Source organism: Caballeronia sp. BCC1704 (assembly GCF_902833455.1).
Classification (GTDB): domain Bacteria; phylum Pseudomonadota; class Gammaproteobacteria; order Burkholderiales; family Burkholderiaceae; genus Caballeronia.
In genome coordinates, this window is sequence record NZ_CADFFT010000001.1 from 1,596,463 (window position 1) to 1,622,823 (window position 26,361).

General features: G+C 64.4%; 26 protein-coding genes. 23 read left to right on the forward strand and 3 right to left on the reverse strand.

The genetic code is table 11. The features are described 5' to 3' along the window. Positions 1-247: 247 nt before the first annotated feature. From rpsB to HWX53_RS07515, 16 genes are all read left to right on the forward strand, one after another. A complete protein-coding gene (rpsB, locus tag HWX53_RS07440; protein WP_087043768.1) occupies positions 248-1,000 on the forward strand; it encodes a 30S ribosomal protein S2 in 753 nt (250 codons plus the stop codon). 134 nt (positions 1,001-1,134) lie between these two features. Further along, positions 1,135-2,016, forward strand: a complete 882-nt coding sequence (gene tsf / locus HWX53_RS07445) for a translation elongation factor Ts (RefSeq protein WP_175940133.1) — start codon at positions 1,135-1,137, stop codon at positions 2,014-2,016. Positions 2,017-2,266: 250 nt separating this feature from the next. Further along, positions 2,267-2,980 (forward strand): UMP kinase, encoded by a 714-nt coding sequence (pyrH, locus tag HWX53_RS07450; RefSeq protein ID WP_159835987.1) that lies wholly within the window; start codon positions 2,267-2,269, stop codon positions 2,978-2,980. Between the two features lie 104 nt (positions 2,981-3,084). Then, complete coding sequence (gene frr / locus HWX53_RS07455; protein ID WP_159835988.1) at positions 3,085-3,645, forward strand: ribosome recycling factor; 561 nt, start codon at positions 3,085-3,087, stop codon at positions 3,643-3,645. A gap of 84 nt (positions 3,646-3,729) precedes the next feature. Next, the gene (gene uppS / locus HWX53_RS07460) at positions 3,730-4,512 is read left to right on the forward strand and encodes a polyprenyl diphosphate synthase (protein WP_175940134.1); all 783 of its coding nucleotides are present in this window, start codon (positions 3,730-3,732) and stop codon (positions 4,510-4,512) included. After that, positions 4,506-5,318 (forward strand): phosphatidate cytidylyltransferase, encoded by an 813-nt coding sequence (locus tag HWX53_RS07465; protein ID WP_175940135.1) that lies wholly within the window; start codon positions 4,506-4,508, stop codon positions 5,316-5,318. The genes uppS and HWX53_RS07465 overlap by 7 nt, the downstream gene beginning before the upstream one ends. 19 nt (positions 5,319-5,337) lie before the next feature. Further along, on the forward strand, positions 5,338-6,555 hold the full coding sequence (locus tag HWX53_RS07470) for a 1-deoxy-D-xylulose-5-phosphate reductoisomerase (protein WP_175940136.1): 1,218 nt from the start codon (positions 5,338-5,340) through the stop codon (positions 6,553-6,555). Between the two features lie 7 nt (positions 6,556-6,562). Further along, positions 6,563-7,945, forward strand: coding sequence for an RIP metalloprotease RseP (rseP, locus tag HWX53_RS07475; protein WP_175940137.1), 1,383 nt, complete (start codon positions 6,563-6,565; stop codon positions 7,943-7,945). 77 nt (positions 7,946-8,022) lie between these two features. Further along, positions 8,023-10,335 (forward strand): outer membrane protein assembly factor BamA, encoded by a 2,313-nt coding sequence (bamA, locus tag HWX53_RS07480; RefSeq protein ID WP_175940138.1) that lies wholly within the window; start codon positions 8,023-8,025, stop codon positions 10,333-10,335. A 73-nt stretch (positions 10,336-10,408) separates the two neighbouring features. Further along, positions 10,409-10,948 (forward strand): OmpH family outer membrane protein, encoded by a 540-nt coding sequence (locus tag HWX53_RS07485; protein ID WP_175940139.1) that lies wholly within the window; start codon positions 10,409-10,411, stop codon positions 10,946-10,948. Between the two features lie 30 nt (positions 10,949-10,978). Further along, a complete protein-coding gene (gene lpxD, locus HWX53_RS07490; protein ID WP_175940641.1) occupies positions 10,979-12,070 on the forward strand; it encodes a UDP-3-O-(3-hydroxymyristoyl)glucosamine N-acyltransferase in 1,092 nt (363 codons plus the stop codon). A 119-nt stretch (positions 12,071-12,189) separates the two neighbouring features. After that, positions 12,190-12,654, forward strand: a complete 465-nt coding sequence (fabZ, locus tag HWX53_RS07495) for a 3-hydroxyacyl-ACP dehydratase FabZ (protein ID WP_175940140.1) — start codon at positions 12,190-12,192, stop codon at positions 12,652-12,654. Positions 12,655-12,699: 45 nt separating this feature from the next. Then, complete coding sequence (gene lpxA / locus HWX53_RS07500) at positions 12,700-13,488, forward strand: acyl-ACP--UDP-N-acetylglucosamine O-acyltransferase (protein WP_175940141.1); 789 nt, start codon at positions 12,700-12,702, stop codon at positions 13,486-13,488. A gap of 12 nt (positions 13,489-13,500) precedes the next feature. Then, a complete protein-coding gene (gene lpxB / locus HWX53_RS07505) occupies positions 13,501-14,667 on the forward strand; it encodes a lipid-A-disaccharide synthase (protein WP_175940142.1) in 1,167 nt (388 codons plus the stop codon). Further along, positions 14,664-15,368 (forward strand): ribonuclease HII, encoded by a 705-nt coding sequence (gene rnhB / locus HWX53_RS07510; RefSeq protein ID WP_175940143.1) that lies wholly within the window; start codon positions 14,664-14,666, stop codon positions 15,366-15,368. Before lpxB ends, rnhB begins: the two co-directional genes overlap by 4 nt. Positions 15,369-15,392: 24 nt before the next feature. Beyond that, positions 15,393-16,169: an RNA methyltransferase gene (locus HWX53_RS07515; protein ID WP_175940144.1), complete on the forward strand. Its 777-nt coding sequence runs from the start codon at positions 15,393-15,395 to the stop codon at positions 16,167-16,169. A gap of 1 nt (position 16,170) precedes the next feature. On the opposite strand, the gene HWX53_RS07520 is transcribed toward HWX53_RS07515, so the two are convergent. Continuing rightward, complete coding sequence (locus HWX53_RS07520; protein ID WP_175940145.1) at positions 16,171-16,989, reverse strand: pyruvate, water dikinase regulatory protein; 819 nt, start codon at positions 16,987-16,989, stop codon at positions 16,171-16,173. A gap of 440 nt (positions 16,990-17,429) precedes the next feature. Here HWX53_RS07520 and ppsA point away from each other — a divergent pair, with 440 nt between their 5' ends. The 3 genes from ppsA (at position 17,430) to HWX53_RS07535 (ending at position 21,336) form a co-directional block, all read left to right on the forward strand. Further along, positions 17,430-19,847 (forward strand): phosphoenolpyruvate synthase, encoded by a 2,418-nt coding sequence (gene ppsA / locus HWX53_RS07525; protein ID WP_175940146.1) that lies wholly within the window; start codon positions 17,430-17,432, stop codon positions 19,845-19,847. A 93-nt stretch (positions 19,848-19,940) separates the two neighbouring features. Continuing rightward, positions 19,941-20,369, forward strand: a complete 429-nt coding sequence (locus tag HWX53_RS07530) for an NfeD family protein (protein ID WP_175940147.1) — start codon at positions 19,941-19,943, stop codon at positions 20,367-20,369. Positions 20,370-20,409: 40 nt separating this feature from the next. After that, positions 20,410-21,336, forward strand: coding sequence for an SPFH domain-containing protein (locus HWX53_RS07535; protein ID WP_175940148.1), 927 nt, complete (start codon positions 20,410-20,412; stop codon positions 21,334-21,336). Positions 21,337-21,387: 51 nt separating this feature from the next. Here HWX53_RS07535 and smpB read toward each other — a convergent pair whose 3' ends face one another. Next, entirely contained in the window at positions 21,388-21,837 is a 450-nt protein-coding gene (smpB, locus tag HWX53_RS07540; protein ID WP_175940149.1) for an SsrA-binding protein SmpB, read from the reverse strand. A gap of 131 nt (positions 21,838-21,968) precedes the next feature. Here smpB and HWX53_RS07545 point away from each other — a divergent pair, with 131 nt between their 5' ends. Both HWX53_RS07545 and HWX53_RS07550 read left to right on the forward strand, forming a co-directional pair. Further along, positions 21,969-22,406 carry a type II toxin-antitoxin system RatA family toxin gene (locus HWX53_RS07545; protein ID WP_175940150.1) on the forward strand — a complete coding sequence of 146 codons (438 nt, stop codon included), beginning with the start codon at positions 21,969-21,971 and terminating at the stop codon, positions 22,404-22,406. Then, positions 22,403-22,732 (forward strand): RnfH family protein, encoded by a 330-nt coding sequence (locus HWX53_RS07550; protein WP_175940151.1) that lies wholly within the window; start codon positions 22,403-22,405, stop codon positions 22,730-22,732. The genes HWX53_RS07545 and HWX53_RS07550 overlap by 4 nt, the downstream gene beginning before the upstream one ends. 12 nt (positions 22,733-22,744) lie before the next feature. Here HWX53_RS07550 and HWX53_RS07555 read toward each other — a convergent pair whose 3' ends face one another. Further along, positions 22,745-23,719 (reverse strand): DMT family transporter, encoded by a 975-nt coding sequence (locus HWX53_RS07555; protein ID WP_175940152.1) that lies wholly within the window; start codon positions 23,717-23,719, stop codon positions 22,745-22,747. A 195-nt stretch (positions 23,720-23,914) separates the two neighbouring features. On the opposite strand from HWX53_RS07555, the gene guaB reads away from it, so the two are divergent. After that, positions 23,915-25,375 (forward strand): IMP dehydrogenase, encoded by a 1,461-nt coding sequence (guaB, locus tag HWX53_RS07560; protein ID WP_175940153.1) that lies wholly within the window; start codon positions 23,915-23,917, stop codon positions 25,373-25,375. 55 nt (positions 25,376-25,430) lie between these two features. Beyond that, on the forward strand, positions 25,431-26,261 hold the full coding sequence (locus tag HWX53_RS07565; RefSeq protein WP_175940154.1) for a hypothetical protein: 831 nt from the start codon (positions 25,431-25,433) through the stop codon (positions 26,259-26,261). Positions 26,262-26,361: the final 100 nt, after the last annotated feature.

Below are 26,361 nucleotides of genomic sequence, written 5' to 3' on the forward strand. Positions count from 1 at the left end.
CATCGGCGGCTTGAGCGGTGTAATCGTCACATGCTATACTCATGGGCTAAGTCTTAGTCCACTTCCTCAGTTCACTTGGAGTGGCAGGGCTTAGAGCGTTCGCGGTTCACAAGGCGGCGCTTGTTCGAAACTGAAGCCGAAACTCAAGCCGGCGCACCCAGGGTGTCCGGCGTCTGGTCAGCGAGACGCTGAAACCGGGCGCAGGATGCGGCAGCCGGCTTAAGACCTAACCCTCGCGGAGAATTTCATGGCAGTCACGATGCGTCAAATGCTGGAAGCCGGTGTCCACTTCGGTCACCAAACGCGCTTCTGGAACCCCAAGATGGCCCCGTACATCTTCGGTCATCGCAACAAGATTCACATCATCAACCTTGAAAAGACGCTGCCGCTCTACAACGACGCGCTGAAGTACGTGCGCCAGTTGGCAGCGAATCGCGGCACGATTCTTTTCGTCGGCACGAAGCGCCAGTCGCGCGACACGATCGCGCAGGAAGCCCAGCGCGCGGGTATGCCTTTCGTCAACGCCCGCTGGCTCGGCGGCATGCTGACGAACTTCAAGACGCTCAAAGTGTCCATCAAGCGCCTGAAGGACATGGAAGCAGCGGTCGAGTCGGGTGAAACCGAGCGCATGAGCAAGAAGGAAGCCCTTCTGTTCGAACGCGAAATCGCCAAGCTGCAAAAGTCGATCGGCGGCGTGAAGGACATGGGCGGCATTCCGGACGCGATCTTCGTGATCGACGTCGGCTATCACAAGATCGCCGTCACCGAAGCGAAGAAGCTCGGCATTCCGGTCATCGCCGTGGTCGACACGAACCACTCGCCGGAAGGCATCGACTACGTGATCCCGGGTAACGACGACGCGTCGAAGGCCGTGGCCCTGTACGCCGAAGGCGTCGCGGACGCGATCCTCGAAGGCCGTGCGAACGCCGTGAACGACGTCGTTCAGGCTGTGCGCAACGGCGAAGGCGACGAGTTCGTCGAGGTCAACGCAGAGGCGTAATCGAGCCCTGTGGCCGACAAAAAAGGGGGCTTTGCGAAAGGCCCCTTTTTTTTAGTCGGCGCGATGGCTGAACCAATCTTTGCCGTGGGCGCAAACGCCGGCGGCACGTATCAAACAGACTCAAGGAGCGAATGATGGCGGCAATTACCGCAAGCATGGTGGCAGAACTGCGCGCGAAGACCGATGCGCCGATGATGGAATGCAAAAAGGCGCTGACCGAAGCCGACGGCGACATGGCGCGCGCTGAAGAGCTGCTGCGCGTGAAGCTCGGCAACAAGGCGAGCAAGGCGGCATCGCGCGTGACGGCCGAAGGCATCGTGGTGGCGCACGTCGAAGGCGGCGTGGGCGCGCTCGTCGAATTGAACTGCGAAACCGACTTCGTCGCGAAGAACGACGACTTCATGACCTTCGGCAAGGGCATCGCGGCGCTGGTCGCGAAGAGCAACCCGGCTGACGTGGCCGCGCTGTCGGCGCTGCCGTACGAAAGCAACACGGTCGACGCCGTGCGCCTCGCGCTCGTCGGCAAGATCGGTGAAAACCTGTCGATCCGCCGCTTCGTGCGCTTCGAAACGACGAACAAGCTGGCGTCGTACCTGCATGGCACGCGCATCGGCGTGCTGGTCGAGTTCACGGGCGCGGACGAGCAAGTCGGCAAGGACGTGGCCATGCACGTCGCCGCAATGAAGCCGGTGTCGCTGTCGTCGGACGAAGTGCCGGCGGACCTGATCGCCAAGGAGCGCAGCATCGCCGAGCAGAAGGCCGCCGAGTCGGGCAAGCCGGCTGAGATCGTCGCGAAGATGGTCGACGGCAGCATCCAGAAGTACCTGAAGGAAGTCTCGCTGTTGAACCAGCCGTTCGTGAAGAACGACAAGCAGACCATCGAGCAGATGCTGAAGGCAGCCAACGCGTCGGTGCAGAAGTTCGCGCTGTTCGTCGTCGGCGAGGGCATCGAGAAGCGCCAGGACGACTTCGCAGCAGAAGTGGCGGCGCAAGTCGCGGCGGCCAAGCAGTCGTAAGCGGTATTCGCGGCGCCTGTGATCAAATGGCGCGGCGCCGCATCGAAGCGACACCCGCGGCGGATCGCAGCACGCGTCTGCCGCAAGATTCAAGGCGTTCCGGTTCGCATCATGTGGCGGGCGCGGTAGGTTCGGGTTAACCCGTGCATGCCGCGCCCGTCAGTCCGATCCGGGCCGCTTGCGGTAATTATTGTTTCACCCCTACAGTTCTACGTTGTTGCAACCCTCCTCGGCGCGATCGGAACCTCATATGCCCACAGCCTACAAACGCGTACTCCTCAAACTCTCCGGCGAAGCCCTCATGGGCGACGATGCATTCGGCATCAATCGCGCAACAATCGAAAGGATGGTGGCGGACGTCGCTGAAGTGGTGCGGATGGGCACGCAACTGGCCGTCGTGATCGGCGGCGGCAACATCTTTCGCGGCGTCGCGGGCGGCGCGGCCGGCATGGACCGTGCGACGGCCGACTACATGGGCATGCTCGCCACGATGATGAACGCACTCGCGCTGCAGGACGCCATGCGCCACGCGGGTATCGAGGCGCGCGTGCAGTCCGCGCTGCGCATGGATCAGGTGGTCGAGCCGTATATCCGCCCGCGCGCCATTCGCCAGCTCGAAGAAGGCAAGGTCGTGATTTTCGCGGCCGGCACGGGCAATCCGTTCTTCACGACGGATACGGCTGCCGCGCTGCGCGGCTCGGAAGTCGGCGCCGAAGTGGTGTTGAAGGCGACGAAGGTCGATGGCGTATACTCCGCCGACCCGAAGAAGGACCCGAGCGCGACGCGCTACAGCACGATCAGCTTCGACGAGGCGATCGGCCGCAATCTGCAGGTGATGGACGCCACGGCTTTCGCCCTGTGCCGCGACCAGAAACTGCCGATCCGCGTGTTTTCGATCACCAAGGCCGGCGCGCTCAAGCGCATCGTGCAAGGCGACGACGAAGGGACGCTCGTCCACGTGTAAACTCTCGCGTAATCGGGCGCCGCGCGCACCCCGGCGTGAACCGCGCCGGGCGAGGGCGAAGCGGGCGCCCGCATCGCCAGTAAACCCAGGTTTTGGAGGTTCAAATGAGTGTGGCTGACATCAAAAAGGGCGTCGATCAGAAGATGCAGCGATCGATCGAAGCATTCAAGGCCGATCTCGCCAAGATCCGCACGGGCCGCGCGCACACCGGCCTGCTGGATCACATCCAGGTTGATTACTACGGCTCGAACGTGCCCATCTCGCAAGTGGCGAACATGACGCTCGTCGACGCCCGCACGATCGGCGTGCAGCCGTGGGAAAAGAAGATGGTCGCCGTCGTCGAAAAGGCGATCCGCGAATCGGATCTCGGCCTGAACCCGGCCACGCAAGGCGATCTGATCCGCGTGCCGATGCCCGCGCTCACCGAAGAGCGCCGCCGCGAACTCACGAAGGTCGTGAAGAGCGAAGGTGAAACGGCGAAGATCGCGGTGCGCAACCTGCGCCGCGACGCGAACGAGCAACTGAAGAAGCTCGTGAAAGACAAGGAAATCTCGGAAGACGACGAGCGCCGCGCCAGTGACGACGTTCAGAAGCTCACCGACAAATTCGTGGCGGAAATCGACAAGCTCGTTCAGACGAAAGAAGCCGAAATCATGACGGTGTGAGGCCCTAACCGGTCCTGCCAGCCTCGGGTGACGAAAAACCCAGGCTGGCTTTTCATTTCCCGTCGATTACAAGATTCAGCGGCCATGACCTATACCAGCTCTACCGTTCGCGTGCCCGATGTCGCGGCTGTCCCGCGCCACGTCGCGATCATCATGGACGGCAACGGCCGTTGGGCGACCGAGCGGCGCCTGCCGCGTGTCGCCGGTCATACGCGCGGCGTCGATGCGGTTCGCGCGACCGTCGAAAGCTGCGCCAAGCGCGGCGTCGAATTCGTCACGCTGTTCGCGTTCAGTTCCGAAAACTGGCGTCGTCCGACGGAAGAAGTGTCGTTCCTCATGCGCCTGTTCGTGACCGCGCTGGAACGCGAAATCGGCAAGCTGCACGCCAACGGCATTCGCCTGCGCGTCGTCGGCGACATCTCCATGTTCGACGATCGCATCCGCGCGCTGATTCAGCGCGCCGAAACCAAGACCGCGCGCAACACGCGCCTCACGCTGACCATCGCGGCCAATTACGGCGGGCGCTGGGACATCATGCAGGCGACCAAGAAGCTCATCGCGCAATCGCTCGAACAGGGCACGCCCGCCCGCGTGGACGACGAGTCCTTCGCCGAGCATCTCGCCATGGCTTACGCGCCCGAGCCGGACCTCTTCATCCGCACGGGCGGCGAGCAGCGCATCAGCAATTTCCTGCTGTGGCAGCTCGCGTACACCGAGTTCTATTTCACCGACACTTACTGGCCCGACTTCGACGCCGACGCGCTCGACCGCGCGATTGCGTCATACGGCGGCCGTGAGCGCCGTTTCGGGCGCACCAGCGCTCAACTCGCGTCCCAATCGCAGAAGGCCGACACCCTTTCATGCTAAAGACCCGTGTCATCACGGCAATCGTGCTGCTGGCGGTTCTGGTGCCGGTCACGCTGTTCGCGCCGATCGGCGCATTCGGCGCGCTGATCGGTTTCGTCGTCGTGTTCGCCGCGTGGGAGTGGGGACGCCTGCTGAAGCTCAACGGCGCAGGGCCCGTGGCGTACGCGTTGGTCGCGGGGCTCGCGCTCATTTTCAGTATGTACCTCGGCGTCGCGCCGAAGGCGCTCTTCCAGATGGCGGCGATTTTCTGGGTGCTCGCGGGACCGTACGCGCTCTTGCGCAAGCCGGTTCTGGCAGGCGGCGCGTGGCGCGCGTTTCTGCTTTTCGCCGGAATCATCGTGTTCGTCGCGTGCTGGCATGCGGTCGTCGCGGCGCGCACCGTCGGCGTCGCGTTCGTGCTATCGCTTCTCCTAGTCGTCTGGCTGGCTGACATAGGCGCATACTTCGCCGGAAAAGCATTGGGCCGCCACAAGCTCGCGCCGTCCATCAGCCCGGGCAAGACGTGGGAAGGCGCCATCGGCGGCTGGGCGGCCGTCATGGTGATCGGCTCGCTGGCGGCGGCCACCGGCGTCTATACGCCGACCGTGTTCGCAGCTTTCGTCGGACATCTCGGCTGGGCGCGCGCGCTCGTCGCGCTCACCGTGCTGGTGGCGTTCAGCGTGGTCGGCGATTTGTTCGAATCGCTCCTGAAACGCCAGGCCGGCGTCAAGGACTCAAGCGGTCTGCTGCCGGGCCACGGCGGCGTGCTCGACCGCATCGATGCATTGTTGCCGGTATTGCCGATCGCATTGCTCATGCTCGGATAGATCGGCCAGAGAAGATTTCATGCAAAAACGTCTTACATTGCTCGGCTCCACGGGCTCGATCGGCGACAGCACGCTCGACGTCGTGGAGCGGCACCCGGACCGGTTCTCGGTCTACGCGCTCACCGCTCACCGTAACGGCGACAAACTCGTCGCGCAGTGCCTGCGTTTTCAGCCCGAAGTCGCGGTCGTAGGCGATGCCGAAACCGCCGCGCGCGTCGCCGCGGCGTTGCGCGCCGCCGGCAGCAAGACCGAAGTGACGTACGGCCCGGACGCGCTCGTCGACGTGGCGCGCGCCGCCCAGTGCGATACCGTGGTCGCGGCGATCGTCGGCGCGGCGGGCCTCGCGCCGACGCTGGCGGCCGCGCGCGCCGGCAAGCGCATTCTGCTGGCGAACAAGGAAGCGCTGGTCATGTCCGGCCAGATCTTCATGGACGCCGTGCGCGACAACGGCGCCGTGCTCTTGCCGGTCGACAGCGAGCACAACGCCGTGTTCCAGTGCCTGCCGCCTTGCGCGGACAGCGAGGCGCGCCTGCACGGCGGCGTGTCGAAGATCATTCTCACGGCGTCCGGCGGACCGTTTCGCACGCGCGAGCCTGCGACGCTCGTCGACGTCACGCCTGACGAAGCCTGCAAGCATCCGAACTGGGCGATGGGCCGCAAGATTTCCGTCGATTCCGCGACGATGATGAACAAGGGCCTCGAAGTGATCGAGGCGCATTGGCTGTTCGACCTGCCGGGCTCGCGCATCGAAGTGCTGATTCACCCGCAAAGCGTGATTCACTCGATGGTGTCGTACGCCGACGGCTCCGTGCTCGCGCAACTCGGCAATCCGGACATGCGCACGCCGATCGCGCATGCGCTCGCGTTCCCGGATCGCGTCGAGTCGGGTGTCGCGCCGCTGGATCTCGCGCAGATCGCGTCGCTGACTTTCGAGAAGCCCGACTTCGCGCGCTTTCCGTGTCTCGCGCTCGCCATCGACGCGCTCGAAGCCGGCGGCATCGCGAGCGCGGCGTTGAACGCGGCGAACGAGATCGCGGTCGAAGCGTTTCTCGCGCGGCGCATCGGCTTCATGTCGATCGGCGGCGTGGTCGAGCGCGTGCTGAGCGCCTTGCCGAACACGAGCGCCGCATCGCTCGACGACGTGCTCGCCGCCGATGCCACCGCGCGCCGTCTCGCGTCCCGTTTCGTCGCAGAGCTCACTGCGAGCGCGCCAGGCGCGGAACCCATCGCCCATTGAGGCCGTCATGAACTTCCTGACCGAAATCGTCGCCTTCGTCGTTGCGATTGGCGTGCTCGTCGTCGTCCACGAATTCGGTCACTACAGCGTCGCGCGACTATGCGGCGTCAAGGTGTTGCGGTTCTCAGTCGGCTTCGGCAAGCCGCTCGTGCGCTGGGTCAGCAAGAAGACCGGCGTCGAATGGACGATCGCGGCGCTGCCGCTCGGCGGCTACGTGAAGATGCTCGACGAGCGCGAAACGGAAGACAGCATCCCGTCCGAGGATCTGCCGCGCGCATTCAACCGGCAGCCGGTCATCAAGCGCATCGCGATCGTCGCCGCCGGGCCGGTCGCGAACTTCCTGCTGGCCATTGCGCTCTTTTCCGCCGTGTTCGCGGGCGGCGTGACCGAACCGCAGGCGATCGTGTCGACGCCCGCGCCCGCGACGGCCGCCGCACGCGCGGGCTTCGAGGGCGGCGAGAAGATCGAGTCGATGCGCGACGCCCAAGGCGGCCAGACCGAGCCGATCCGCTCGTGGTCCGACCTGCGCTGGAAGCTGCTCGACGCGTCGTTCGATCACCGGCGCGTCGTGCTGATGGCGAAGACGCACGACGGCACGTTCGACTTTCCGGTGAACGTCGCGGGCATCACGGACGCGGATGCCGAACAGGACTTCATGGACAAGCTCGGCTTCACGCCGGGCGGCGGCACGCTGACGGTCGCGGGCGTGGAGCCGGGCAGCGCGGCGCAGAAGAGCGGTCTCGTCGCCGGCGACCGGCTGCGCGCGATCGACGGCCGTCCCGTCGACAACGCGACGAGCTTCATCGACTACGTGAAGGCGCACGGCGGCAAGCCCGTGACGCTTCAGATCGAGCGCGGCGCGGGCAGCGATGCCAAGCGCGCCTCCGTCCAGATCGTGCCCGACGTGAAACGCGATGCGGCGACGGGCAAGGACATCGGTCGCATCGGCGCGGCGCTCGCGAACCAGTTGCCGACCGTCGACGTGCGTTACGGTCCGCTCGAAAGCCTGCGGCTCGGCGTCAATCGGACCTGGGACATCAGCGTGTATTCGCTGCGCATGTTCGGCCGCATGATCGTCGGGCAGGCGTCGCTGAAAAACCTGTCCGGTCCGGTCACCATCGCGGATTACGCGGGCAAGAGCGCGCGGCTCGGTTTGACCGCGTTCGTGTCTTTCCTGGCGCTCGTCAGCATCAGCCTGGGTGTGTTGAACTTGTTACCGATTCCGGTTCTGGACGGTGGGCATCTGTTATATTATTTGGTTGAAGCCGTTACCGGCAAAGCCGTGTCCGATCGCTGGCAGCTGGTTCTGCAGCGGGCGGGGCTGGTCTGCATCGTCGCTCTGTCGATGATCGCGCTCTTCAACGACCTGACTCGCCTGATCCGTTTCTGATCCACTTTGATAATGTCTGGCGGCGCTCGAGAAGCGACCGCCGGAACGAATGCAGCTTTAAATACTGGGGAAGCACGTTGTTCAAACCTCATCGCTTTGTTCCTAAGTCGGCTGTGGCCGCGGCGCTCGCCGCAACGGGCATGGCGGCACACGCCACCACGCCGTTCGTCGTGCAGGATATCCGGATCGAAGGTCTTCAACGCATCGAGCCGGGCTCCGTATTCGCTTATCTGCCGATCAAGCAAGGCGACACATTCACCGACGACAAGGCCTCCGAAGCGATCCGCGCGCTGTATGCAACCGGCTTCTTCAACGACGTACAAATCGCAACCGAAGGCAATGTGGTGGTCGTGCAGGTGCAGGAGCGGCCGGCCATTTCGAACATCGAATTCAGCGGTCTGCACGAGTTCGACAAGGACACCATCACCAAGGCGCTGCGCTCGGTCGGTCTGTCGCAGGGCCGCTCTTACGACAAGTCGCTGCTCGACAAGGCCGAGCAGGAACTGAAGCGCCAATACCTGACGCGCGGCTACTACGCGGCCGAAGTCACCACCACGGTGACGCCGGTGGACCGCAACCGCGTGTCGATCCTCTTCTCGGTGGCCGAAGGTCCGAGCGCGAAGATCCGCCAGATCAACTTCGTCGGCAACAAGGCAGTCAGCAGCGGCACGTTGCTGAGCGAAATGCAGCTGTCCACGCCGAACTGGTTCTCGTGGTACACGAAGAGCGACCTGTACGCGAAGGAAAAGCTGACGGGCGACCTCGAGAACGTGCGTTCGTACTACCTGAACCACGGCTACCTCGAATTCAGCATCGACTCCACGCAGGTGTCGATCTCGCCCGACAAGAAGGACATGTACCTGACCATCGCGGTGCATGAAGGCGAGCCGTACAAGATCGCGAGCGTCAAGCTCGCCGGCAATCTGCTCGACCGCGAAGCGGAGCTGAACAAGCTCATCACCGTGAAGCCGGGCCAGCTGTTCTCGGCGGAGAAATTGCAGGCAACGACCAAGGCGATCGTCGACAAGCTCGGCCAGTACGGCTACGCGTTCGCGCAGGTCAATGCGCAGCCGGAAATCGATCAGGCGCATCACACGGTCGCGCTCACGCTGCAAGTGGATCCGAGCCGCCGCGTCTATGTGCGCCGCGTGAATATCGTCGGCAACACGCGCACGCGCGACGAAGTGGTGCGCCGCGAAATGCGCCAGCTCGAAAGCTCGTGGTTCGATTCGAGCCGTCTCGCGCTGTCGAAGGACCGCGTGAATCGTCTCGGCTACTTCACCGACGTGGACGTCACCACGACGCCGGTGGAAGGCACGAACGACCAGGTGGATGTCGACGTCAAGGTGGCCGAAAAGCCGACCGGCGCGATCACGTTGGGCGCGGGCTTCTCGTCGACGGACAAGGTGGTGCTGTCGGCGGGCGTGTCGCAGGACAACGTGTTCGGCTCCGGCACGAGCCTTTCCGTCAACGTGAACACGGCCAAGACGTATCGCACGCTCACGGTCACGCAGGTCGATCCGTACTTCACCATCGACGGCATCAAGCGCATCACCGACGCGTACTACCGCACGTATCAGCCGCTGTACTACTCGACGGATTCGAGCTTCAAGATCGTGACGATGGGCGCGGACACGAAGTTCGGCATTCCGTTCTCGGAGCAGGACACGGTGTTCTTCGGCGTCGGCGCCGAGCAGAACACGATGGACGTGGACTCGTCCACGCCGCAGTCGTACAAGAACTACGTCGCCGAGTTCGGCCGCGTGGTCAACAACTTCCCGCTCACGGTCGGCTGGTCCCGCGACAACCGCGACAGCGCGCTCGTGCCGAGCCGCGGCTACTACATCCAGTCGAACGCGGAATACGGCACGCCGCTCGGCAACACCACGTACGCGAAGTTCGACGCGCAGTTCCAGTACTACTACTCGTTCGCTCGCGGCTTCGTGCTCGGCTTCAACCTGCAAGGCGGTTACGGCAAGGGTCTCGACGGTCAGACGTTCCCGATCTTCAAGAACTACTACGCGGGCGGTATCGGTTCGGTGCGCGGCTACTCGCCGAGCTCGCTGGGTCCGCGCGACGCCACCACGAACGATCCGATCGGCGGCTCGCGCATGGCGGTCGGCAATATCGAACTGACGTTCCCGCTGCCGGGCACCGGCTACGACCGCACGCTGCGCGTGTTCACGTTCCTCGACGCCGGTAACGTCTGGGGCGATCCGGGTCAGGGCGGCACGACGAGCGGCGCGAACGGCCTGCGTTACGGCTACGGCGTGGGTCTCGCGTGGATTTCGCCGATCGGCCCGCTCAAGCTGAGCCTCGGCTTCCCGCTGCAGAAACACACGGGCGACCAATACCAGAAGTTCCAGTTCCAGATCGGTACGGCCTTCTAAGAGACGGCCCGACGTGAACGAACGGACACTTCCTTCAAATCGACGTGACGTGAGGAACACTTTGCGAACCGGTATGCTTTCGAAACATGCGGCGCTGGCGCTGGCTTTGTCTCTGGTCTTCGGCCTCGGCGCCGTCGCGAAAGCGGACGCTCAGGAAGCGCGCATCGCCGCGGTCAATTCGGACCGCATCCTGCGCGAATCGTCGGCGGCGAAGGCCGCTCAGTCGAAGCTGGAGCAGGAATTCTCCAAGCGCGACAAGGCGCTGCAGGACATGGCGCAGCGGCTCAAGTCGATGTCGGACAACATCGACAAGAACGGCGCCTCGATGTCCGCCACCGACCGCGCCGCGCGTCAACGCGATCTCGCGCAACTCGACGCGGACTTCCAGCGCAAGCAGCGCGAATTCCGCGAAGACCTGAACCAGCGCCGCAACGAAGAACTGGCGGCGGTGCTGGATCGCGCGAACAAGGTCATCAAGCAGATTGCCGAGCAGCAGCACTACGACCTGATCGTGCAGGAAGCGGTGTACGTGAGCCCGCGCATCGACATCACGGATCAGGTGCTGAAGGCGCTGGCGGCGACGAGCCAGAACGGCGGCGCGAGCCCGAACTGACGAGGAGTTTTCATAGGCATGGCATCAGGCATGGCGATCACGCTCGACGAACTGGTCAGGCGCTTTGGCGGCGAGGTGGTCGGCCAGGGCGCGCATCGCGTCGAGGGCCTGGCGCCGCTCGACAAGGCGGGGCCTGCGCAACTCGCGTTTCTCGCGAACCAGAAGTATTTGCCGCAAGTCGAGACGACGCGCGCCGGCGCCGTACTGATTTCCCGCGCGGATCTCGACAAACTGCCCGCGCCGCGCGAAGGCAGTAATTTCATCGTCACGCCGAATCCCTACGCGTACTTCGCCCGCGTCGCGCAGGCGTTTATCGACCTGGCGTCGCCGAGGGCGGTGCCGGGCGTGCATCCGAGCGCGTGGATCGACCCGGCCGCGAAAGTGGCCGCGAGCGCGGTCATCGGCCCGCATGTCACGGTGGAAGCGGGCGCGGTCGTCGGCGAGCGCGTGCGGCTGGACGCCGGCGTGTCCGTCGGTCAGGGCGTCACGCTGGCCGACGACGTGCATCTGTATCCCAATGTCACCGTCTATCATGGCTGCAAGCTCGGCGCGCGTGTGATCGTGCATGCGGGCGCGGTGATCGGCGCGGACGGCTTCGGCTTCGCGCCGGATTTCGTCGGCGAGGGCGAGGCGCGTACGGGGAGCTGGGTGAAGATTCCGCAGGTCGGCGCGGTCGATATCGGCGACGACGTGGAGATCGGCGCGAACACGACCATCGACCGCGGCGCCATGGCCGATACGGTCATCGAAGAATGCGTGAAGATCGACAATCTCGTGCAGATCGGCCATAACTGCCGCATCGGCGCATACACGGTGATCGCGGGCTGCGCGGGCATCGCGGGCAGCACGAACATCGGGCGGCATTGCATGATCGGCGGCGCGGTGGGCATCGCGGGCCACGTGACGTTGGCGGATCATGTCATCGTCACCGCGCAGTCGGGCGTCTCGAAGTCGCTCACGCGGCCCGGCATGTACACGAGCGCATTTCCGGCCGTGAACCACGCCGACTGGAACAAGAGCGCCGCGCTCGTGCGCAATCTGGACAAGCTGCGCGATCGCATCAAGGCGCTGGAATTGGCGCTGAGCCAGCAGAAGGCAGGCGACCAGGGCGACGAAGCATAAACGCAAGGCTGCCGGATGAGCGCGCAGGCGAGCGCCGGCAACACAGTAAGATTCACCAAGCGGGCGCACGACGCCCGCAGTCAATTTCCGCGCAGGAGATGCGCGCGAGCAGAACCACCATGAGCACAGAAAAAATCAACCTCGACATCCATAAGATCCTCACGCTGCTGCCGCATCGGTACCCGATCCTGCTCGTGGACCGCGTGCTCGAACTGGAGCCGCACAAGAGCATCAAGGCGCTGAAGAACGTGTCGATCAATGAGCCGTATTTCCAGGGTCATTTCCCGACGCGGCCCGTGATGCCCGGCGTACTCATTCTCGAGGCGCTCGCGCAAACCGCGGCATTGCTCACGTTCGCCGAAGAGCCGCACGACCCGACGACCACGCTCTATTACTTCGTCGGCATCGACGGTGCGCGCTTCAAGCGCGTGGTGGAGCCGGGCGATCAGCTGATTCTCAACGTCAACTTCGAGCGGTACATGCGGGGCATCTGGAAGTTCAAGGCGCGCGCCGAAGTGGACGGCGTGACGGCCGCCGAGGCGGAACTCATGTGCACCGTGAAGAACACGGACGCCGGCGCTTAAGCGCAGCAGACAACGGCAGAAACACAGCATACAGAGGCGAGGCGCATGACCATCATTCACCCCACCGCAATCATCGAGCCAGGCGCGCAACTGGACGATTCGGTCGAAGTCGGACCGTACGCGGTCGTCGGCGCGCATGTCGTCATCGGCGCGGGCACGACGATCGGCTCGCATAGCGTGATCGAAGGTCACACGACCATCGGACGCGAGAACCGCATCGGGCATTACGCGTCCATCGGCGGACGGCCGCAGGACATGAAGTACCGCGACGAGCCGACGCGTCTCGTCATCGGCGACCGCAACACCATTCGCGAATTCACCACGCTGCATACCGGCACCGTGCAGGACCGCGGCGTGACGTCGATCGGCGACGATTGCTGGATCATGGCGTACGTGCACGTCGGTCATGACTGCACGCTCGGCAACCACGTCATCATGTCGAGCAATGCGCAACTGGCCGGGCACGTGACGGTGGGCGATCACGCGATCGTCGGCGGCATGTCGGGCGTGCATCAGTTCGTGCGCATCGGCGCGCATTCGATGCTCGGCGGCGCGTCCGCGCTCGTGCAGGACGTGCCCCCGTTCGTCATCGCGGCCGGCAACAAGGCGGAACCGCACGGCATCAACGTCGAGGGGCTGCGTCGTCGCGGCTTCACGCCGGACGCCATTTCGGCGCTGCGCCAGGCGTATCGCATCGTCTACAAGAGCGGTCTGTCGCTCGAAGAAGCCAAGGCGCAACTGAAGGAACTGGGCGCGGCAGGCGGCGACGGCGACGCGCCGGTCAAGGCGTTCACCGATTTCATCGCGGCGTCGCAGCGCGGCATCATCCGCTGATCGCGCCATCCGATGACGCTTATCACCACTGCGCCGCGTATCGCGATGGTCGCGGGCGAGCCGTCCGGCGATCTGCTTGCGGCCTCGCTGCTCAAAGGCTTGCAGGAGCGGCTGCCGGCCGGAACGCGCTATAGCGGCATCGGCGGCCCGCGCATGACCGCGGCCGGCTTCGAAGCGCACTGGCCGATGGACAAGCTGACCGTGCGCGGCTACGTCGAGGCGCTGCGGCATATCCCCGAGATTCTCGGCATTCGCAACGAGCTGAAGCGGCAGTTGCTGGCGGATCCACCGTCGGTGTTCATCGGCGTGGATGCGCCGGACTTCAACTTCGGGCTCGAACAGCCGCTGCGCGAAGCCGGCATTCCGACCGTGCATTTCGTGTGTCCGTCGATCTGGGCATGGCGCGGCGGGCGCATCAAGAAGATCGTGAAAGCCGTGGATCACATGCTCTGCGTGTTTCCGTTCGAAACGGCGCTGCTGGCGAAATCGGGCGTTGCGGCAAGCTATGTCGGCCATCCGCTCGCCGACGAAATTCCGCTCGAACCGGATACTGCCGCCGCGCGGCGCGAACTCGGCATCGCGGAAGGCGGACCGGTCATCGCAGTGCTGCCGGGCAGCCGCCGTTCGGAAATTGCGCTGATCGGCCCGACGTTTTTCGACGCCATGGAGCTGATGCAGCTTCGCGAGCCGGGCGTGCGCTTCCTGATGCCGGCGGCGAATCCGGCGCTGCGCGAGCTGCTGCAACCGTTGGTGGAGGCGCATCCGCATCTGTCGCTGACGATTACGGACGGCCGCGCGCAGACCGCGATGACCGCCGCCGACGCCATCCTCGTGAAAAGCGGCACGGTCACGCTCGAAGCGGCGCTCCTGAAGAAGCCGATGGTCATCTCGTACAAGGTGCCCTGGCTCACGGGTCAGATCATGAAGCGGCAGGGCTACCTGCCGTACGTGGGCTTGCCGAACATTCTCGCGGGCCGTTTCGTCGTGCCGGAGATCCTTCAGCATTTCGCGACGCCCGAAGCCCTCGCCGAGGCCACGCTGAAACAGTTGAACGACGACGCGAACCGCCGTACCCTGACCGAGATTTTCACCGAGATGCACATCGCGCTGCGCCAGAACACGTCGCAGCGGGCGGCCGAAGCCGTGGCGCGAGTGCTCGACACGCGGAGGCCGCAATGAAGGCTGCGAACCGGTCGGCGCAACGCGGACTCGACTTCAGCTCGCCGTTCGACATCGTCTGCGGTGTCGACGAAGCGGGGCGCGGCCCGCTCGCGGGGCCGGTCGTGGCCGCCGCCGTGATCTTCGATCCGGCGAAGCCGCGCATCAACGGGCTGGACGATTCGAAAGCCTTGTCCGCCAAGAAGCGGGAGGACCTCTACGAGAAGATCGTCGATCGCGCGCTCGCGTATTGCATCGCGTCGGCGAGCGTCGAGGAGATCGACACCATCAACATCCTTCACGCGTCGATGCTCGCAATGAAGCGGGCGGTCGAAGGCTTGTCGGTTGCGCCGACGCTCGTGAAAGTGGACGGCAATCGCTGCCCGGTGCTGTCGATACGCGCGGAAGCCGTGATCGGCGGCGATGCGCTCGTCAAGCAAATCTCGGCGGCGTCGATTCTCGCGAAGGTCACGCGCGACCGTGTGCTGTGCGAACTGCACGAGGCGCATCCGATGTACGGTTTCAACGTGCACGCGGGCTACGGCACGCCGCAGCATCTTGCCGCGCTGCGCGAACACGGGCCTTGCGAGCATCACCGGCGTTCGTTCGCGCCGGTGCGCGAGGCGCATCTTCGCTTCGGCTCGGTGCTGCCCGATATCGCGCCCGAGGTCATTCAGGCAACCGCCGCGCTGAATGCCGATCCCGAAGCGCATCCGTTCTGAGCGGCCTTGCCGTTCCATTCCAACGTGAAATCCGTCACTTCGCGGGACAACCCGCTCTACAAGCGCCTGAAGGCGCTCGCCGGCTCGACGGCGCAGCAGCGGCGCAGCGGTCACGCGCTGCTCGAAGGTCTGCATCTCGCCGCTGCTTATCTGGACACTGCGGGCCAGCCGGAAACGTGTGTCGTCACCGAAGGCGCGTTGGCGCATGCGGAAGCCCGCGAGATCGTGGCGCGCATCGAAGAGAAGCGCGTGATCGTATTGCCGGATGCGCTTTTCGGACAGCTATCGAGCGTCGTGCACGGCGTCGGGATGTTGCTGCTCGTCGAAAAGATCGAAACGGCGTTGCCCGAACGCGTCGGCGAGACGTGCGTGATCCTCGACGGCATTCAAGACGCGGGCAATGTCGGCTCGATTCTGCGCAGCGCGGCGGCGGCGGGCGTCGGCCGCGTCTTCTGCGCGCCGGGCACCGCGTACGCGTGGTCGTCGAAGGTGCTGCGCTCGGGTATGGGCGCGCATTTTCTGCTGGAAATCTTCGAGGACGTCGATCCGGCCGGACTCATCGCGCGGCTCGACGTGCCGGTGACGATCACGGATTCGCACGGCGCCGTCGCCATCTACGATTGCGATCTGTCGTCGCCCGTCGCGTGGGTGTTCGGCAACGAGGGCGCGGGCGTGTCGCAGGTTTGGCGCGATGCCGTGACGCATCGCGTGACCATTCCGCAGCCGGGCGGCATGGAATCGCTGAACGTGGCGGCTGCGGCGGCCATCTGTCTCTTCGAACAGTGCCGCCAGCAGCGCTGAATCAATAATAGGAAGGCCGCTCCGGCTTGATCTCTTGAAGGATCGTCGTGGCGATTTCCTCGATCGACTTATGCGTCGAGGACAGCCACTTGATGCCTTCGCGCTTCATCATGCTCTCGGCTTCGTTGATCTCGTAGCGGCAATTTTCGAGCGCGGCGTACTTGCTGCCGGGGCGCCGCTCGTTGCGAATTTCCGCGAGCCGCTGCGGGTCGATAGACAGGCCGAACATCTTGTCGCGATGTTCCAGAAGCGGCGTCGGCAGCTTGCCTCGTTCGAAGTCTTCCGGAATCAGCGGATAGTTTGCAGCCTTCACGCCGTATTGCATCGCGAGGTAGAGGCTCGTCGGCGTCTTGCCGCTGCGCGACACGCCCACCAGAATCACGTCCGCTTCGGTCAGATTGCGGTTGGACTGGCCGTCGTCGTGCGCGAGCGAGAAGTTGATCGCCTCGATGCGGTTCTTGTATTCCTCGGTGTCGGCGTTTTGGTGTACGCGGCCCATCGCGTGCGTCGACTTGATTTCCAGTTCGTGTTCGAGCGGCTCGATGAACGTCTGGAACATGTCGAGCACGAGCGCGTTGCAGCGCTTGACGATCTCGTTCGATGCGCTGTCCACGAGCGTCGTGAACACGATCGGACGGCGTCCGTCGAGCGACACGGCTTCGTTGATCTTCTCGACGGTGGCATGCGCCTTGTCGATGGAATCGACGAACGGCACGCGCACGAGCCGGAATTTCTGGTCGAACTGGGCGAGGATCGAATGGGCGAACGTTTCGGCGGTGATCCCGGTACCGTCGGAAACGATGAATACGGAAGGCGGCATCAGCGGTGAACCAGTGGGAACGAGTTGAAAACAGCACGCTCGAACCGGAGCGTGCGCGGTCAGGCGGCCTCGCCTGAGCGTGTGTTACATTGAGCGGCCCAAACGTGTGCGCAGGCGCACCAAGAGGCGTGAAAGACCTCGATTTTGCCGTGGATTTACTGTCCGTGCCCGGACAAATGCGAGAATCGGCACGGTAGAATAGCGGCAACCTGTTCGATAAGCAATTGCGTCGAGATTGAGCCTGATCTTCCTCAATTGACGGGTAGTTCGTGCGTTTTCACCGCATGACTGCGCGATTTTCGGCAAACCGGAGTGCGGTTCCTCACCGCCGCGAAGGCTTATCAAACAGGTTGTACGAGATGCGCCGGCGCTTCCAATGAGCGCCGCCGCATGCGAGCCCACTCGTGCGATCGTGAATTCCATCCACCTTAGGGGCTTGTATGACCAACGCAGTCAATGTTGCGAACGATGTCGCAAAGGATCAAGCGTATGTAGTTCCATTCGAGCAGTTGCGAATGACCGACGTGGAAATCGTCGGTGGCAAGAATGCGTCGCTCGGCGAAATGATCAGCCAGCTTTCCGAAGCCGGCGTCAGCGTGCCGACGGGCTTCGCCACGACCGCGCTCGCATTCCGCGACTTCCTCCATCACAACGAACTGACGGAGCGCATCGCCAAACGTCTCGAGACGCTCGACGTCGACGACGTGAAGGCGCTTGCCGAGGCCGGCAAGGAAATCCGTCAGTGGATCGTCGACGCGCCGCTGCAGCCGCGTCTTGAAGACGAAATCCGCCGTCAATTCGAAGTCCTGCAAAAGAGCTCGCCCGAAGAGCTGTCGTTCGCCGTGCGCTCGTCCGCCACGGCCGAAGACCTGCCCGACGCATCGTTCGCGGGGCAGCAGGAAAGCTATCTGAACGTGGTCGGCATCGAAGACGTGCTCGATCGCATGAAGCACGTTTTCGCGTCGCTGTATAACGACCGCGCCATCTCGTATCGCGTCCACAAGGGCTTCACGCACGCGGAAGTCGCGCTGTCGGCTGGCGTGCAGCGCATGGTGCGCTCGGACGTCGGCGCCGCGGGCGTCATGTTCACCATCGACACCGAGTCCGGCTTCAAGGACACGGTCTTCATCACGTCGAGCTACGGCCTCGGCGAAACCGTGGTGCAGGGCGCGGTGAATCCGGATGAATTCCACGTCTTCAAGACCACGCTAGCGCAAAACAAGTATCCGATCATCCGTCGTTCCATCGGCTCCAAGCTCATCAAGATGGAGTTCACGCAGCCGGGCGAACCGGGCCGCGTGAAGACCGTCGACGTGCCGCACGAGCAGCGCAACCGCTTCTCGATCTCCGACGAAGACGTGATCGAGCTCGCGAAGTACGCGGTCATCATCGAGAAGCACTATCAGCGTCCGATGGACATCGAGTGGGGCAAGGACGGCCGCGACGGCAAGCTGTTCATCCTTCAGGCGCGTCCTGAAACGGTGAAGAGCCAGGCGGCGGGCAAGGCCGAGATGCGCTTCAAGCTGAAGGGCCAGTCGAACGTGCTCGCCACGGGCCGCGCGATCGGCCAGAAGATCGGCGCGGGTCCCGTGCGCGTGATCTACGATCCGTCGGAAATGGAACGCGTGCAGCCGGGCGACGTGCTCGTCGCCGACATGACCGATCCGAACTGGGAGCCGGTGATGAAGCGTGCATCGGCCATCGTCACGAATCGCGGCGGGCGCACCTGCCACGCGGCGATCATCGCGCGTGAGCTGGGCGTGCCGGCGGTGGTCGGCTGCGGCGACGCGACCGACGTGCTGAAGGACGGCGCGCTCGTCACCGTGTCGTGCGCGGAAGGCGACGAAGGCAAGATCTACGACGGCCTGCTCGAAACCGAAGTGACCGAAGTGCAGCGCGGTGAGCTGCCGAAGATTCCGGTCAAGATCATGATGAACGTCGGCAATCCGCAGCTCGCGTTCGACTTCGCGCAGTTGCCGAACGCGGGCGTCGGCCTCGCGCGGCTCGAGTTCATCATCAACAACAACATCGGCGTGCACCCGAAGGCGATTCTGGAGTACCCGAACGTCGACGCCGATCTCAAGAAAGCGGTCGAAAGCGTCGCGCGTGGTCACGCGTCGCCGCGCGCGTTCTATGTCGACAAGCTGACCGAAGGCATCGCCACGATCGCGGCGGCGTTCTATCCGAAGCCCGTCATCGTGCGCCTGTCGGACTTCAAGTCGAACGAGTACAAGAAGCTGATCGGCGGTTCGCGCTACGAGCCGGACGAAGAAAACCCGATGCTCGGTTTCCGCGGCGCGTCGCGCTACATCGCGGAAGACTTCGCCGAGGCGTTCCACATGGAATGCATCGCGCTGAAGAAGGTGCGCGAGGAAATGGGTCTGGACAACGTCGAGATCATGGTGCCGTTCGTGCGTACGCTCAAGCAGGCGGAGCGCGTGGTCGGGCTGCTCGAGAAGTTCGGCCTGAAGCGTGGCGTGAACGGTCTCAAGCTCGTGATGATGTGCGAAGTGCCGAGCAACGCGATTCTCGCCGAACAGTTCCTCGAATACTTCGACGGTTTCTCGATCGGCTCGAACGACCTGACGCAGTTGACGCTCGGTCTCGACCGTGACTCCGGCATGGAACTGCTCGCGGCCGACTTCGACGAGCGCGACGAAGCCGTGCAGTTCATGCTCAAGCGCGCCATCGAGACGTGCCTGAGACTGAACAAGTACGTGGGCATTTGCGGCCAGGGGCCGTCGGATCATCCGGATCTCGCCGAGTGGCTGGCGAAGCAGGGCATCGAGTCGATGTCGCTGAACCCGGACACGATCATCGACACGTGGCAGCAACTCGCGACCACATTGTCAAAATAAGTCGGTCACGCCTTTCCGGATGCTTTCGGGAAGGCGCTGCGTGCTATAAAAAACACCCCGGACCTTCCGGGGTGTTTTCGTTTGGAGACTGGCATGGCGACCCATGAACTCATCTGGTGGATAGCAGCCGGCGCGCTGATCGTCACCGAGCTTTTCACCGGCACGTTCTATCTGTTGATGATCGCGCTCGGGATGATCGCGGGCGGCATCGCGTTCGCCGTCGGGCTTGCGCTGCACGTGCAACTGGGCGTCGCGGCGCTCGTCGCGTTGATCGCTGTCGCAGCGCTGCGCCGGTCGCGCTTCGGAAGCTGGAAGCGGCGCGACGCCTCGCGCGATGCCGCCGTGAACCTCGACATCGGCGCGACGCTGGAAGTCGCCGAATGGCACGACCGCCGGGCGCGCGCGATGTACCGCGGCGCGGAGTGGGACGTCGAGCTGGCGCCGGGCGAATCGGAAAGCGCGCGCTGGTATCGCATCACCGCGCTCGACGGAAGCCGGCTCGTCGTCGCCGCCAAACGCTAGAGCACGCACACTCGCCGCATAAGAACTGAAGGAGTCCCACATGACTATCGCCGTCGTCCTGCTCGTCATCGCAATCGTGATCGTGGTGAACACGGTCAAGATCGTTCCGCAACAGCACGCCTGGGTGCTGGAACGCCTCGGCCGCTATCACGCCACGCTCACGCCGGGGCTGAACATCGTGTTGCCGTTCGTCGATCGCATCGCGTACAAGCACGTGCTGAAGGAAATTCCGCTCGACGTGCCGAGTCAGATCTGCATCACGCGCGACAACACGCAGCTTCAGGTGGACGGCGTGCTGTACTTTCAGGTCACCGACCCGATGAAGGCGTCGTACGGTTCGAGCAATTTCGTGCTCGCCATCACGCAGCTTTCGCAGACCACGCTGCGTTCGGTCATCGGCAAGCTGGAACTCGACAAGACCTTCGAGGAGCGCGAGTACATCAATCACAGCATCGTGAATGCGCTCGACGAAGCTGCGTCCAACTGGGGCGTGAAGGTGCTGCGCTACGAGATCAAGGACCTGACGCCGCCGAAGGAGATTCTCCACGCGATGCAGGCGCAGATCACCGCCGAGCGCGAGAAGCGCGCGCTGATCGCGGCGTCGGAAGGGCGCAAGCAGGAGCAGATCAATCTGGCCTCGGGCGCGCGCGAAGCGGCCATCCAGAAGTCCGAGGGCGAACGTCAGGCAGCGATCAATCAGGCGCAGGGCGAGGCGTCGGCGATTCTCGCGGTGGCCGAGGCGAACGCCCAGGCCATCGAGAAGATCGGCGCCGCCATTCAGTCGGCGGGCGGCATGGACGCCGTGAACCTCAAGGTCGCGGAGCAGTATGTCGGCGCGTTCGCGAACATCGCGAAGACCGGCAACACGCTGATCGTGCCGGGCAACATGTCCGACATGAGTTCGATGATCGCGTCGGCGCTTGCCATCGTGAAGGGCGAGGGCGGCGGCGTCATCAGAAAGAGTTGATGTAACAAGGGGCGCTTCGAAGCGCCCCTTGTTGTATGCAACCGTGAACGATCAGCGCGCGGCCGTGCGCATCAAACGAGCGCGCTCGCGTTCCCAGTCGCGCTTCTTCTCGGTCTCGCGCTTGTCGTGCAGCTTCTTGCCCTTTGCCAGACCGATTTCGCACTTCACGCGGCCTTCCTTGTAATGGAAGTTGAGCGGCACGAGCGTATGGCCGCGCTGCTCCACCTTGCCGATGAGTTTGTCGATCTGCTCGCGATGCAACAGCAGCTTGCGCGTGCGCACCGGGTCCAGGTTGGCGAACTTCGACGCCTCGGGCAGCGGGCTGATGTGGGTGCCGATCAGGAACAGCTCGCCGTTCTTGATCACGACATAGCCTTCCTTGATCTGCCCGCGCCCTTCGCGCAGCGCCTTGACTTCCCAGCCTTCGAGCACGAGACCGGCCTCGTAGCGTTCTTCGATGAAGTAATCGAAGAAGGCTTTTCTGTTGTCAATGATGCTCATGAATGGAAAGTGCCCAACTCGTTTAAAATCACGATTTTAGCAGCGCGCCGCTCGACGCACGATGGGCAGACCTAGCTCATCGCTTAAAGCCGCGCGCGCCGCCACCCGATCCAGTCACCCGCTGCGCCCTTATGGCCGACGTCCAGAAAACCGTATTGATCCGCCATTCAGCGGAAGAAATGTTCGACCTCGTCACCGATGTCGCCGACTACCCCAATTTCCTGCCCTGGTGCGGCGGCGTCGAGATCGGCCGCCAGGACGAGACCGGCATGGAAGCGAAGATCGACATCAACTTCAAGGGCATCAAGCAGCACTTCGCGACGCGCAACGTGCAGAAGCGTCCGACGAACATCGATATGGAGTTCCTGAGCGGCCCTTTCAAGAAGTTCACGGGCTACTGGCGCTTCACGCCGCTGCGCGCGGACGCGTGCAAGATCGAATTCGCGTTGCACTACGAGTTCTCGAACCTGATTCTCGAGAAGATCATCGGGCCGGTGTTCAGCCATATCGCGAACACGTTCGTCGATTCGTTCGTGAAGCGCGCGGATCAGCGGTACGGCAAAAAATGAATCTGCATATCGATGTCTGCTACGGCCTGCCGGACGGCAAGAGCTTTCTCACGCGCGTCGATCTGCGCGACGGCGCGACCGTGCGCGAAGCCATCGAGGCGAGCGGCGTGCTCCGAGCGCATCCGGAGATCGATTTGACGACGCAGAAGGTCGGGGTCTTCGGCAAGCTGCAAGCGCTCGATGCGGCGCTCGCCGATTTCGACCGCGTCGAGATTTATCGGCCGCTGAAGGTCGATCCGAAGACCGCGCGTCAGCGCCGCGTGGACAAGGCGCGCAAGGCGGGGTCCATCGAAGGGCGCAAATGGCAGTCGAAGGATTCGCGCTGACCTAGGACAGCATCAATGCGCGGGCGCTTCCTTCGATGCCGCCGCCGGCTCGACGGTATGTTGCCGCACCGACCAGCTCACGCCCGCCAGCAGCAGCACGATAGCCAGCATCTCCGGCGCGCGCGGCCAGCGGGCGTCGTAGACGAAAGCATAGAGCAGGGCGAAGAGCGTTTCGAACGCGATCATCTGCCCGGAAAGCGTGAGCGGCAGGCGTTTCGCGGCCGCGTTCCACAGCATGTTGCCGAGCCAGGAACCGCCCGTCGCCAGCGCGAAGCACACGATCCAGAACAGATGCCAGCGCGCGGCCGGCACGCTCGCCTGCGCAATGCCGGCGGGCAACATCCAGACAACCGCCCCGAGGACCGCGCCGAGCACGCCTGTCACGATGCCCCACAGCACGGACCACTCGTTGCCGTCGAAGTGGCGGTTCGCCTGCAGATAGCGCGCGTTGACGACCGCATACCACGTCCACGACGCCAGCGCGCCGACCGCGCACGCGAGCCCGGCAAGGCGCGTGAGCACGCTGCTCGTACTTGCGTCGCCGTGATGCGTGAAGACGTCGCTGAACACGTCCAGATTGATGCACGCGATGCCCGCGAGCACCAGCAAGAGCGGCGCGGCGAGGCGCTTGAGCTCGACCGCGCCGTGATCGCGCCGGCCTGCCAGCGTCACCGTCACCGGCAGAATGCCGACGATCAGCGAGGACGGCGCCACGCCCACGAGTTGCACCGCGCTCGCGAGCAGCATGTAGTAGAGCAGATTGCCGACGAGCGCGAGCTTCACGAGCGCAATAACATCGGCGCGCGTGAGCTTTGCGGCGAGCCGTCGCGCGAACGGCAGGGCGGCGGCCAGCGACACGGCGCCATACATCACGTAGCGCCCGATGCTCAGCATGAGCGGCGAAAAGTCCGGCAACAGGCGCGGCGCGAGAAAAATAAAACCCCAGATGGCTCCCGCCAGCATTCCATAAACGACACCGCGCTGCATTGACCGACTCCGACTTGCACTCGAATGACGCGAAAGCGTAGCGCGGCGCACCGCCCGCGTCTTGTTCAAACGTGCACCGCATGGCGCGCCGCCGCCGGCCCGCATTTTGCGTCGATCGGCCGTAACCTGCTGTTCGGGCAGTGAAAATGCGGGGAACTATCGGTATAATCTGCTTTTGCGCCCATAGGATTTGCCATGCGTCTGATCCAGAAAGCACTCACGTTCGATGACGTGCTCCTCGTGCCTGCGTTCTCCAGCGTTCTTCCGCGCGATACCAGCCTGAAATCCCAGCTGACTCGCAACATCTCCCTGAATATGCCCCTCGTGTCCGCCGCCATGGACACGGTCACCGAAGGCCGGCTCGCCATCGCTATGGCGCAGATGGGCGGCATCGGCATCGTTCACAAGAATCTCACCGCGAAGGAACAGGCGCGCGAAGTCGCGAAGGTCAAGCGCTTCGAATCCGGCGTCGTGCGCGACCCGATCACCGTGCCGCCGCAAATGCGCGTGCGCGACGTGATCGCGCTCACCCAGCAGCACGGCATCTCGGGCTTCCCGGTGGTGGAAGGCACGCAACTCATCGGCATCGTCACCAACCGCGACCTGCGTTTCGAAGAGCGGCTCGACGAACCGGTGCGCAACATCATGACGCCGCGCGAGCGTCTCGTGACGGTCAAGGAAGGCACGTCGCTCGCCGAAGCGAAGGCGCTGATGCACAGCCATCGCTTGGAACGCGTGCTCGTGGTCAACGACGCATTCGAACTGCGCGGCCTGATGACCGTGAAGGACATCACGAAGCAGACCGAGAACCCGGACGCCTGCAAGGACGAAGACGGGAAGTTGCGCGTCGGCGCGGCGGTCGGCGTGGGCCCGGACAACGAAGAGCGTGTCGATCTGCTGGCGCAGGCGGGCGTGGACGTGATCGTCGTCGACACGGCGCACGGACATAGCCAGGGCGTGCTGGAGCGCGTGCGCTGGGTCAAGCAGAACTATCCGCGCGTGCAGGTGATCGGCGGCAATATCGCGACGGCGGCGGCCGCAAAGGCGCTCGTCGAGTACGGGGCGGACGCCGTGAAGGTCGGCATCGGCCCGGGCTCCATCTGCACGACGCGTATCGTCGCGGGCGTGGGCGTGCCGCAGATCACGGCTATCGCGAACGTGTCCGAGGCGCTGCGCGGCAGCGGCGTGCCGGTCATCGCGGACGGCGGCGTGCGCTTCTCGGGCGATGTCGCGAAGGCGCTCGCGGCAGGCGCGAACGTCGTGATGATGGGCAGCATGCTCGCCGGCACCGAAGAGTCGCCGGGCGACGTGTTCCTGTTCCAGGGCCGTCAATACAAGGCGTACCGCGGCATGGGCTCGGTCGGCGCGATGAAGGACGGCGCGGCGGATCGCTACTTCCAGGACAACTCGGCGAACATCGACAAGCTCGTGCCGGAAGGCATCGAAGGCCGCGTGGCCTACAAGGGCTCGGTCAACGCCATCCTGTTTCAAGTGGTCGGCGGCGTGCGCGCGAGCATGGGCTATTGCGGCTGCCGCACCATCGCGGAACTGCACGACAAGGCAGAATTCGTTCAGATCACGGCGGCGGGCATGCGCGAATCGCACGTGCATGACGTGCAGATCACCAAGGAAGCGCCGAACTATCACGTCGACTGACCGGCTTGCTCGCGCCGTCTCCCGGCTTTTGCGCCGATAAACTCGTGGACTGATCATGAAACCGTTGCTGCGCGTCGTGCTGGTCGTCAATGCCCTCATTTTTCTGGTGTTCGGCGTGCTGTTTCTGCTGACGCCGTGGGCGGGACTCTACGACGCGCTGCAACTCGACGCGATGCGAGTGGAACCGGCGTTCGCCGGGCAACTGCTCGGCATCGCGCTGATCGGTTTCGCGTGGCTGTCGCTGCACGCGGCCATCGACGGTGCGCTGACCGCCGCAGCCGCGAGGGCGTCGGGCCATGTCGAATGGCTGTCGGGCACCGTCGTGCTGGTCTGGCTGCTCGGACTGCGCACGCCTGAGGTCGACGGCTTCGGGCAGGTCGGCGCGGCGCTGATCGGCATCGTGTTGCTGGTGCTGGGGCTCGGCAGCGTGAGGCTCGCGGGCGCGGTGCGGCGGCGGGAACGCGCGGCACTGGCCGGCGCGGCGTCGGCGGAGCGGGCGGAAAAGAAGGCGGCGCAAAAGCGCGACGAAACGCGCCCGCCTGCGACGACCGCCGTGCCGCCGTCGGATACGGCAACGCGTCCCGCCGCGCGCGCGCCCGAAGCGACTGCCATCGATCCCGTCACCGGCCGCGCGGTCGATCCGGCGGGGCGTCCGATCGATGCCGATACCGCGCCACCGGTTGCGCGCACGCGCACGGAAGCCGGCGTCGTCGATCCGGTCACGGGCCGCACGCTCGATGCGCAAACGGGCCGCGAGATCGACCCGGCCACCGGCAGGCGCATCGACCCGGTGATCGGCAGCGACATCGATCCGGCGACCGGTCGGCGCGTGGATCCGCTGACGGGCCGCGTGGCGCCGGACCCGGCGAGCGGGACGCCGCGCTGAGGCGCCCGCAGATGCGCGAAAGCGAGCGCGGCGGCGTGCGCAGCAAGCAAACACAAGGACGGTCGGCCTTCGCGCCGGCCGTCGATTTATTGGCAGCCGG